Raw genomic sequence first — 11,339 nt, forward strand, 5'->3', positions numbered from 1 at the left:
GATGGTATGAAGCTATTATTGAATGAAGCCAGTGATTGGTTGTTAGGTTCTAAATCCAGGAGTGCTATTACAGAAAAGGAAGTTAAGAAAGGGTATAGCAACCCCCATCCTTCATTACCTGATCAACTCGCCATAGTCGATTTTTGTGATAAACAAAATCTGTTTTTGTTAAATGATGGAATCAGTATCGGATCAGGGTTTGAATTAGCCAGCATACCTGCAGAAGCCGCATCTCCTGCTCATCTGGATTCTGTATTTAATAAAATTCGTGACACCTTTGCAGCAGTAGTTCCCTTGCATAAAGACGATCCTTGGGTAATGCAAATGTATGTGAATGATGAGTACAGCTTAAAACCTGTTTTGAATCACATCACCAATAATCTTGATCCCAAAATCGCTCAAATGTCCTTTACTCAGGATTATCTGGCCAGACTCGATGATCTATTCACTAAGATGGTAAGGCCAGAAGGATTATTCTTAGATCCTAAAACTGATATGCCTTATCGCGGTAGAAGAAGGCGTGTTCGTGTTTTGTTTTATCGTTTATACAAACAAGTTCAAACAACACGAGATCAGGCACTGCTGGAACATCAAGAAGTGATGGCGCAGATTGAAAGCAAACTGAAATCACCTGGCTTGCAACTCAAAAGACTAACAGGTAAGGATTATTACCAATGGTGGGTACGCTGGTTTAATCCTGAACCTGCAATGACTAATGGTAATATTGAGGAGTTACTTAGTCGTTTTCCTTACCCCAAAGAAAAACAACCCGCTGGATATAGTTTAAATCAGGCTATATTTTTTACGCCGCCTGAAAGTAATGAGAAAGGTTTTGTATTTGATGGTCATCAACATCGAATATTATATGTAGATGGCTTAAGAGAAGCGCCTGAAACAGGTTTGTTGTCTCGTGAAAAACCTCAAGCAAATCCCAAACATCGTTATGCATTATTAGACAGATTACCAGAGGGAGCAATCTATACCATTCAGGTCACTTTTAGTAATGATGAAGCTCTTGATGCTCATTTAATGCGACTTGAAAAAGGCATCATTGGTACCAGTTTAAAACCGCAACAGGTCAGAGATGATATTAAAACTGCCCGAGATGAATTATCAATGGGCAACAGATTATTTTGGGTTAATCAGGCAATATTCTATCGTGCAAAAACTGAAGAACATGCAATCCAAATTGAAAAAGACCTAAAGGACTTGTTCATTGATGCCAAAATGCCTTTAATACCTTCCAGTTATGATCTTCACCCAATCAACAGTTACCTTAATGCATTACCTTTTAATTTTGTTCCAACTTTTGCGCGACAATATTTACGATTTGACCGTTTAATCTATGCCTCAGAATTAGCAGCTTTACTTCCAGTCTATGGTCGTAATCAAGGTGCGCGACATCTGCCTTGTCTTACTTTCTTTAATCGTCTGGGTGAGCCGGTATTGTTTGATCCATTGCATACGGACTTTATTAGCCAAAACTCTCATATGGCGCTTTTCGCTAATTCAGGTGGTGGGAAATCTGTAGCAGCGGGATGGATAATTAATACATTAATGGCTACTAAAAACGCGCGTATTGTATTGTTTGAAATGGGTAACTCTTTTGACCGTTTTCTCACCCATTGTCGAGCTAAGGGAAAAAGTGTCAAACAATTATTATTAAGCAATCAAAAAAGCAAAGCTGTTCCTTTAAACCCATTTTGTGAAGCCTACAAAGCACTTGATGAAATCAGTAGTAATTTAAGTGATGAAAAGGCCAAAAACTTGGCTGAAAAAATAATGCAGATGAAAGAAGGATTAAATGAGGCTGCAAACTCTGCAGAGCAGGCATGTAATGAAGAATCACGTAACTATTTGGCAGAGTTGTCACTTGCTTTGCGTACCATGATTACTGAAGCTAATGATTTAGAAGAAAAGAGCTTCACTCTAGCTGATGAAACCATACTAATTGAAGTCTTAAGTGATGCCATATTAACTTCCTTTAATGCCAATATTCCGCAAATGCTGACGGAACATGTATTGGCTGCCTTTGCCAGAAGAATGGAAAAAGAGACAGTTCCTCGCAAAAAAGACCGTATTTTAGATATGCATGACCGATTAAAAAGTTATGTAATTAATAGTAATAAATCACGATTTTTTAATGTACCTACTGAACCTTTAGGTGATTTTGATATTTTCCATGTCGATGTGTCAGCTATTAAAGATGATAAAGGGAAATTGGCTCTGGTTATGGTATCGCTCTTACCACGTATTCTTGCTATGGCTGAAGAAAACCAAAATAACAATCGCCCAACTTTTCTCTTTTTTGACGAAGCCCATATCCAGTTTCAAATTCCATCTGTGGTCACATGCGCACTGCTTGTAGCTAAAGTTGCACGTAAACTGGGCTTGTGGCTGGTTCCCAGTACTCAAAATGTCGCAGACATGAATTCTGAAATGGCTACCAAGATTTTATCACTGATTGAAACATGGATTTTATTAGGTATTGATGAAAAGGAACTGGTTGATGTCCAAAAATTCAAACAATTAACTCCTGAACAAATAGCGCTTATTCGTGACATTGATTCGCAAAAAGGACTTTACGCTGAGGCAGTCTTACTCGGTTCGCGTTATCAAGGATTATTTCGCGTCATTCCAACTCGTTACATCTTGGCGTTACTACTCAATGAAAAAGCAGAAAAGGCCGAACGTCATGCACTAGAAGAACAATACGATGTTCTTAAAGCCGCTGAGATTGTGGCTAGCAGATTGGAGAACAAAGTACGCAATCAAAATGATGGAGGTTATTTTTATGAGGATTAACCATTCTATATTACTTGCATTGTTCTTTGGTTCCACAGTGCTGCATGCACAGGAAAGTATTAAACCACCTAATCCTATTAGCAGTTTTGGTATTGCAACCAAAGTCATTAGTAAAATCTTTAATAATAGCCATTATAAAGTGATAGGCAGTTGCACTTGGGCGGTTGGCAAGTTGCCACCCAAACTGGTTCCTGTGCCTGCTGTGGAGCAGTTTCTTCCAGATTTAATTGTCACCGTTGCCAATAGACCTGAAACCAATCCATGGATAGAGGCTAAAGCTTTGTTTGAAAATCCGGCCAGTCAAACGTTGTATAAACAAACTTATAAGTTGGCGACAGGTTCAGATCTGGGTTTTGGTGATGATGCAGGACAGATTAACTCAATGCACATTAATGATGAGCGAACCAGAATCGTTGATGTGATAGGTAGTCCTGCTGGATTGTATCGTTTTCCTTATCTTTCGCACCGTCCCGAAACACGATTCGGATTTCCCTATTACATTAGTGAAGCTGATGCTGTATCTGATAGAACTGAAATAGCTGAAATTGCTTATATGGCTACTCATCCTCAATTACTGTTTAACCACGATATTGGCAGTCAGACTGATATCTGGGGACATGAAACTCCACGACTAATGAGGGTAACGCAACCTTCACGGTTTCGTGCCTCAATAGTTGCTGCCATGCATGCTGCCGATATCGTTACCAATAAAAACAGTCTGCATGTCACCCAAAGTACCAGCAATTCTTGCGGCCCAAATTGTGTTGTTTCCAATGTGATTTTTGACCCAAAACGTAAGCAGGTAATTTGGCAGGAAGTCTATCCCAAGAGTCGTAATATAAACCCAACTGACTCAAGTGATATGGGCATAGAAGATGATAAAGCAGGAAATGGAAATTATGTCTTTGTGGTTTGGCGTAAATATCGTGGCTGTGTTCATCATGAAGGAAAGTACATCCGTGCTTTGTCATTTCCCAAAGTAGGTCAACCTCAAAAACGATAGGAAGAAATTATGAATAAAACAACAATTGCACTAATTTGTTTCCTCCCAACAATCTTATTTGCCGATTCATTTATGCCTAATGAGTCAGACTACTATTATAAATTGGGTGGTTCATCTAACTTGTACATACCTCCTGTTAATAACGATCAAACTATAACTATAGGAGGAAATGTTGATGCTCGTCTAGGTTTTACCTGTAGTGGTTTTAATCCTGTCGTTTCTATCACGAACACTTTTCAGGATATGAAATCTTCAGCAATGAATATACCTGGTGGAATTATTGATAATTTGAAAGGCTCCGTAGCTGGATACCCCATGTATAAGCTACAGCAATCCATGCCAGCTCTTTATAATGTTTTGCAAAATACTGCATCTGGTGCGCTAAATGAATTTGCCGTCAAAGTGAAAGATTGCCAGGACGTTAAACAGACTCTGGAAGAAGGTCAATCGCCTATGGAAAGTATGTTATCAATTTCAGACAGTCAAGGTTGGCTAGACGCTGCTAGACGTGCCAAAACAGAAAATGTAGATGTTACTGCAACTGCCAAAAACATTGCAAAGAAAAGAGATGAATATGGCTTACCCTGGATTGGACATGAAGCAGGTAATGCAGGTGGTAAGTATCAAAGACCAATTAAAGTCATTAATGATGTGGTGATAGCTGGTTACAACATTCTACTAAACCGAAAACCTTTAAATAACGATAAAAAAGCCGATGTAATCACACCAATGACTCAGAACTGGAAAACTCCAATGGAGGCTGCTGACTGGGCAGTAAAAATTTTAGGAGATATTCATGTCAGCGCCAGTGAAGATAAAAACGATAAAACCAAACATGATGCCAAAGCAGGAATAGGATTATCTGCTTTATTACAAAGCTGCGACAGTAGCAACACATGCACCTCTAATGTAGCCAAAGCACTGTGGAAATTGGTTGATAAACAATGGCCTTTGACTGAAGAAAAGCTCAGATTAGTGAGCGCATCTAATTTGATGATTACAGATGAAATTATCATCACAATTCAACGTTTACCTCGTGAAGAACAAATACTCACCGTATCTAAACTAGCCGAGCAGATTGCTGTGCAAAACATGCTGGATAAGGCATTGATGATGCGCAAAATTCTTCAAGCTGGATTACAAGTACAAGAAGTACAAAACCTGAAACCTGCCTTGGATATGGTGCGGTTTGCATTAAAAAAGCTGGATGACGATATTCATTCACTGGCATTTGAAAGTGAAGTACGCAAAAAAATGATGACAGAAACTCTAACTATGTTAATGGACATGCGCTCCAATGAAATAGCCAAAGGTTTACCCGGTGATGATCATGAGCAATCAAGTGTGAAAAATGGAGCTGTGTATGTGAAACCCCAAACCAACTTCAAAGGAGATTGATATGGTAGTTTTTAGTCCATTATCCCTCTACACCACTTATTTAGGTTGGCAGCAATATGAAGTCTTATTCAACGCCCTGTGGCAAACAGGGCTACTTTATCTTGGCTTTCTTATGGTGGGCTATCGGTTTTTGAAAAATGTCCTGGCTCCAGCAGGATCTACCCATCATGCAGCTGAACATGCCTTAAATAATTTTCTTTATGAATTGGCAATGACATTCTTAATTTGCGGGATATTCGTTTATCCCTGTGTCCCTTTGGAAGAAAAAGCTCTAAGTTTTAAACCCATGTGTGGAATTAAAAAGGGTTCTGATGCCAAGACTTCTACATTAAAAGATACCGGAACTACTTACGATGAAGCCTTCGCAGATGTTTTGACCCCCAGTGTCAAAATGCCTATAGGATTTGCCATTTTGCAAAACTATATGTCTGGGATCACTTATGGCTTAATGAAAGTAACAGGGTGTACCGATAGCTTACAAGCCATCGAAGGCGATTTAATTTCCACGTATCTACCAACAGAAGTTCGGGAACAAGCCTTAAAATTTCATAGGCAATGTTTTTTGGAGGCCAGAAACAGTTATCACAATGAACCATATGACAAGGTCAAGGTAAAAGAAATCCTGAAAAAATATGGTGGTGAAGAAGATCTGAAATGGATAGGTTCAAAAGTCTATCAAACTCTGTACTACGGAAAAATTCATGCCCGACAACCTGTACCAGGATTTAGTTTTAAAGAAGCTCCCAATAGCAATTTGGAAAAGGCGGCTCAACGAGGTGATATTGATTCAAAACACTTGCCAGAGGAAGGTTATCCAACATGTAATCAATGGTGGGGTAAACTAAAAACAGATTTGGTGAAAGTCGCCAATGAAGCTAGTGTTTTTGATAGCCATCTGAATTATTTCGCTGTGTTAGACAGAGTTCGTACTTTTAAAACTAACCATCCCAAAGCGTGGGGTTCACAATTAAGCTCAGAAGATTACATCGCCAAGATGCTGCTTAACGATAGCCGTGATATGCAAGCCAACAGTGTTAAAAATCTTATGGATAATACTAATGGTGCATTCGGTGGTGCCATATCCCATGGACTGGTTAACATGGGGCAATGGACAAAATCATGGACTTCAACACCATTGAAACGGGAAGCTATTATGCAAACACTACCTGTAATGCAAGCTTTCCTATATTTTTTTCTGATTATTATGACTCCAGTTATTTTGGCTTTAAGCGGATATAACCCTAAGGCATTAGGCAGTATCTGTGGTTTATTCATCATGGCTATCTTTCTGCAATACCTCTGGCATTTGGTTGGTTTTGTTGAACGGAGTGTACTTGATCCCTTGGGGCAAAATGATGCCGTTTCTGCCATGCGTAATATGGCTGTCATGTTTTATTTCATTGCACCTATGTTGCTGTTGAAACTGTCCAGTCATTTTGGTGGAGAGGCAGGAGCAGGGCTATCTAGTTTGATAAATGAAGCGGGTCAACAAAGTGATAAAGTTGCTAATTCAGCATCAGACACTATAAGACAAGGAGCAAAAATAGCCAGTGCAGGGAAAATGCTATGAGTCAAATAACTTCATTCACCATGAATGCTTTTGGCATATTCAGATCCACTGATCGCATCTTCCTCATAAAGCTGTTGTGCTTTTCCGGCTGTATAGCGTGTTTTAGATCGATCATCCGAGGCAAAGGACGCTATTACTTGCAAAGTTAAAAATGCAAATTTCCAAAGGATTTTCAATGCCATAAAGGCCATGGATTTACGACTTTTGATATTCCTAATCATAAGGATTTTCCATGTTAAATAAATATATTCGTTCAACTATTATAGTCATGATTCAGGTTATTCTGCCAGTAGTGCTCCTTTTATTATTGGCACCACAACTGTTGCAATTTAATCATGAGTTTAATCAAGCCAGTCACTTTTTTCTAACTCATAAAATCAGTTTTCTAGTTACTCATATAACGTTTTATCTGGCATTGTTTGGGTTATGGCCAAGAGTCATCTCTTTCTATGTTCAGCGAAGTAATACCGAAATTCCTACTGAGCACATTCAATCTGCGTTAAAAGCTAAATGGTACTTATTGGTCGCAATGGTCTTTTTTGAATTACTGGTTTGGTGGAGATAATAATGGCTGATTATCCCGTTGAAAACTTATTACGTGAACCAACAGAAATCTATACAAGTATTACTTGTACTGCATTAGCTTTACTTGCTACGACTAAACCTCATTTATTTTTATTAACCCAAGGCATGGGATATTACGCCGGAGTAAGTCTAGGTTGTTTAAGTTTAGTCAGAGGATGGCAAGCACTGAAAATCAAACGCTATCATCGCCGATTAATTACTATGCCGTACTACGCATTATCAACTACTCAAGTACCCTTATCCCCAAAATGGCTGTTCGTTGGAAAGGGCTTTCGTTGGCTACCACACCACACTCAACGTTTGCATCAGATTAAGCAAATAAAAAATGAATTGTTCATGCAAAGAGGAAAATGCTACAGAACAGTAAGAGAATTTTGCCAAAACCATGAAAAAACAATATTGGCAAAAATGTTAAGTAGTTCGTCTAAACTAAACCCTTTCAGACCAGATCCACCTGTAGGTGGTAGCCCTTTTCTGCATGGATTAGGCGAAAAAGATAGTCCAGTTTACATACCTCAAGATGTACGTGTTGGACATACCTTTGTTGTAGGTACCACAAGAGTGGGAAAAACAAGGTTGGCCAGTATTCTGATCAATCAGGATATCCGAAATGGTGATGCGGTGATTGTAGTAGATCCCAAAGGGGATCTAGATCTAGTACGTGATATGTATTCAGCCTGTGAGGCATCAGGACGTTTAGATGATTTTCGTATAGTGCATTTAGGTTTTCCCGAATTATCCGCCCATTACAATCCATTAAAAAATTATGATCAGGTTAGTGAGGTTGCAACTCGAATAACTGATGCAATTGCCGCAGAAGGTGAAGGGAAACAATTCGCAGCTTTTGCATGGAAATACGTTAACATAGTCGCAATTTGCTTGGAGGAAATGCAACAGCCTATCACCTATAAATCAATAGCATTCTACATCAGCCGACTAGATCAACTGCTTATGGCCTATTCAGACACAATCATGCCAAATCTTTACCCTGATTATAATGATCACATAGAAGCTATACTGACTCATCATGAAGAACGTAACAGTCGTAAAAATAAAAATACGGCTCCTATGGATAGACCCAAAGCAGTCGCAGAGTACTTAAAAAATTATATAAATAAAACTATCGCTGCAGGAAATGTTGAAAGCCTCCATGATCAAATCCTAATAGATCTATATGATGCTGCGATAATGGATAAACATTATTATGACAAAATTACCGCAAGCGTAGGACCAGTCTTATCTGAGATCAATAAAAGTAACGCTTCTGCTATTTTCTCATTTAACAAAAGTCCTAATGAAATTGAATTAATGACTGCAATTAAGGAAAAGAAAGTCATTTACATAGGCCTAGATAGTCTGACTAATCCGAATATAGCCCAAGCAGTGGGTAAAGCATTCTTATCTGATTTAGTCTCTACTGCAGGAAAGATCTATAAAGAAAGTAATGCCAATTATCGTTTAAATCTGCATTGTGATGAACTTTCAGAAATCATCCAGGATTCTTTTGTAAAAATCCTCAATAAAGCAGGTGGTGCAGGATTCCAGGTAACAGCCTATGCTCAAACCATACAAGATATGGAAGTCTCTCTTGGCTCAAAAGCTAAAGCTGCAGTAACCGAGGGTAATTTTAATACCCTGATTATGCTTAGAGTTAAAAATGAGGAAACCGCTAATTTATTGGTTAAAGCCTTACCCCAGGTTGGTGTCGTTGATCATACTCAAGTATCTATGGTTAATGATACTCCCAATGGAGAGGATGGGATTTATTTTAATACTACTAATGAAGATCGTGTACAAACTACCTCAGTACCCATGGTTGATGTAAATGACCTTATTTCTTTACCTAAGGGACAAGCTTTTGTTTTGGTGAATGGGGGAGAGCTTTATAAAATTAGAATTCCATTGCCATCAAACAATATAAATTCAATTAATAATTTCATAAATATTACTAATCTAGTCAATGGGGATAGATATTAAGTCAGGGATTGCTGCCAATTGGGCAGCGATTTTGCATACTGAGTAATTAAATTGTTTAATTGAGCTAACATTCCGACCATCTGATTATATGGTTAAATAACGATCAATAATTGATGTATTTTTCCACCAATTAAAAATATTACCTCAAGATCTCTCCATTGCTAAATTTTTCATAAGGATAACTGACGAGCCTGTGCAATTCAGGCGAAATCTTCGGGTCTTATGCTAAGAAACTCATTCTATAACCTGTGGCAGGATGCCTGGTCGGCAATCTGTAGTTCTAGGATATCCTCTTTGAGTGAATCACTCGACTAACACTAAATCAAAGACAGGGCAACATCTTTTGTGCCCGTGATCGATGTGAATGATGTTATTTCTTTGCCTAGGGTTAGGCTTTTTTAGTAATAGCGGGGAGTTATATAAAATTAGAATTCTCTTTGCCTTTGAGTTCTATAAAAGCAAAAACAGATATCACAATTAATTGAAATGCGCCAAGGAAAACTTTGATTTGTTCTTTTTAGTGCACTCACTTGACAATATACCCACCACGGTATATATCTATAGGGGTATATAGGAGAAAAGTTATGACCAAACATTCGGAGCATCATCATGAGTTATCTCGACTTAATAGAGTTATAGGTCAGCTCGAAGGTATTAAGCGGATGATTGAAGAGCAGCGTTATTGTGTGGATATTTTGTCGCAATTGCGTGCTGTTCGTAATGCGGTAAAAACTATTGAGCTTGGCGTGCTTGAGCGCCATGTTTTAAATTGTCTTAATGAGGTTGCTTGCCATGGCAGTCAGGAATCGCGTCAGGAAAAAATGGATGAGATAATGGGCTTGCTTAAAAAATACGATTGAGGTGAATGATGAGTACACATAACCACAAAACCGAGCACACCAAAGAGGAGCACAGTTGTTGTGCTCATCAACATAAAAACCCTCCTATGCCTATTGTTGATAAAGAGACAAGAAATACAATGTATACCTGCCCAATGCATCCGCAAATCCGTCAAGAAAAACCAGGTACTTGTCCCATTTGCGGAATGGCCCTTGAGCCTGAATTAGTGAGTTTAACAGAGCAAAAAAATCCTGAATATCAGGATATGTTTTGGCGTTTCATTGTGGCATTTGTCGCCAGTATTCCCATTGTGATTTTAGCGATGGGTGAACGCTGGTTGAGCGCATCGATTCCAGTGCCTTTATCCTTATGGCTTCAAGCAATGCTTGCCACCGTGGTGGTTTGGGGTTGTGGCTGGCCATTCTTCGTTCGAGGTTGGCAATCGCTTCGATCACAACGATTGAATATGTTTACTCTAATTGCCTTAGGTACGGGAGTTGCCTGGGGGTATAGTTTAGTAGTAGTTATTTTCCCCCAATGGTTTCCCCTTCATTTGCAAGAAAATGGGATGATTCCTGTATATTTCGAAGCGGCAGCAGTCATTACGACTCTGGTGCTTTTAGGTCAAGTATTGGAGTTGAAGGCGCGAGAGCGCACAGGAGATGCTATTCGCGCGTTGCTTCATTTAAATCCTACACTCGCTCACCGATTAAATGATCATGACGAAGAGGAGGATATTACGCTTGATGAGGTGCGCGTAGGGGACAGATTACTAGTGCGTCCGGGTGAAAAAATCCCGATTGATGGGGAAGTGATTCACGGTCAAAGCGATGTCGATGAGTCCATGCTAACCGGTGAGCCTATGCCTGTGGCAAAAGAAATAGGTAATCACGTCATTGGCGGGACACTCAATCAACAAGGAAGCTTCATTATAAAAGCCGCCCAGGTGGGCAAAGATACGTTACTTGCTCGTATTATTATCCAAGTCAGCGAAGCGCAACGCAGTCAAGCTCCTATTCAACGGTTGGCCGATGCTGTTTCAGCCTGGTTTGTGCCATTGGTTTTAGGGATTGCAGGGCTTTCGTTTCTCGTCTGGTTTTTAATAGGGCCTGAGCCTTCTTTAAGTTATGGACTAATTGCTGCTATTTCCGTACTGATTAT

The 11,339-nt window shown here is 39.2% G+C and carries 9 protein-coding genes; 8 read left to right on the forward strand and 1 reads right to left on the reverse strand.

All coding sequences use genetic code 11. The features are described 5' to 3' along the window. The first annotated feature begins 6 nt into the window (after window positions 1-6). Genes LDG_RS07945 through LDG_RS07960 form a run of 4 tightly spaced genes read left to right on the forward strand, consistent with a single transcriptional unit; the run spans window position 7 to window position 6,776 of the window. Window positions 7-2,805 carry a conjugative transfer ATPase gene (locus LDG_RS07945; protein ID WP_006870743.1) on the forward strand — a complete coding sequence of 933 codons (2,799 nt, stop codon included), beginning with the start codon at window positions 7-9 and terminating at the stop codon, window positions 2,803-2,805. Next, a complete protein-coding gene (locus tag LDG_RS07950) occupies window positions 2,795-3,808 on the forward strand; it encodes a TIGR03756 family integrating conjugative element protein (protein ID WP_006870744.1) in 1,014 nt (337 codons plus the stop codon). The genes LDG_RS07945 and LDG_RS07950 overlap by 11 nt, the downstream gene beginning before the upstream one ends. 9 nt (window positions 3,809-3,817) lie before the next feature. Next, window positions 3,818-5,206, forward strand: a complete 1,389-nt coding sequence (locus tag LDG_RS07955; RefSeq protein ID WP_040534889.1) for an integrating conjugative element protein — start codon at window positions 3,818-3,820, stop codon at window positions 5,204-5,206. Between the two features lies 1 nt (window position 5,207). After that, window positions 5,208-6,776 (forward strand): conjugal transfer protein TraG N-terminal domain-containing protein, encoded by a 1,569-nt coding sequence (locus tag LDG_RS07960; RefSeq protein WP_006870746.1) that lies wholly within the window; start codon window positions 5,208-5,210, stop codon window positions 6,774-6,776. Window positions 6,777-6,787: 11 nt separating this feature from the next. Here LDG_RS07960 and LDG_RS07965 read toward each other — a convergent pair whose 3' ends face one another. Beyond that, on the reverse strand, window positions 6,788-6,997 hold the full coding sequence (locus LDG_RS07965; RefSeq protein WP_006870747.1) for a hypothetical protein: 210 nt from the start codon (window positions 6,995-6,997) through the stop codon (window positions 6,788-6,790). Between the two features lie 11 nt (window positions 6,998-7,008). Between LDG_RS07965 and LDG_RS07970 the strand changes: the two genes are divergently transcribed. From LDG_RS07970 to LDG_RS20180, 4 genes are all read left to right on the forward strand, one after another. Further along, on the forward strand, window positions 7,009-7,341 hold the full coding sequence (locus LDG_RS07970) for a hypothetical protein (protein WP_006870748.1): 333 nt from the start codon (window positions 7,009-7,011) through the stop codon (window positions 7,339-7,341). A gap of 2 nt (window positions 7,342-7,343) precedes the next feature. Continuing rightward, window positions 7,344-9,338 (forward strand): type IV conjugative transfer system coupling protein TraD, encoded by a 1,995-nt coding sequence (gene traD / locus LDG_RS07975; RefSeq protein WP_006870749.1) that lies wholly within the window; start codon window positions 7,344-7,346, stop codon window positions 9,336-9,338. Between the two features lie 584 nt (window positions 9,339-9,922). Beyond that, a complete protein-coding gene (locus LDG_RS07980) occupies window positions 9,923-10,198 on the forward strand; it encodes a metal-sensitive transcriptional regulator (RefSeq protein WP_040534892.1) in 276 nt (91 codons plus the stop codon). Between the two features lie 8 nt (window positions 10,199-10,206). Next, window positions 10,207-11,339, forward strand: a 1,133-nt coding sequence (locus tag LDG_RS20180; protein ID WP_233491435.1) for an HAD-IC family P-type ATPase, incomplete at its 3' end; no start/stop codon positions are given.

Origin of the sequence: Legionella drancourtii LLAP12 (genome assembly GCF_000162755.2) — a bacterium.
In the GTDB taxonomy this organism is placed as follows: Bacteria; Pseudomonadota; Gammaproteobacteria; order Legionellales; family Legionellaceae; genus Legionella; species Legionella drancourtii.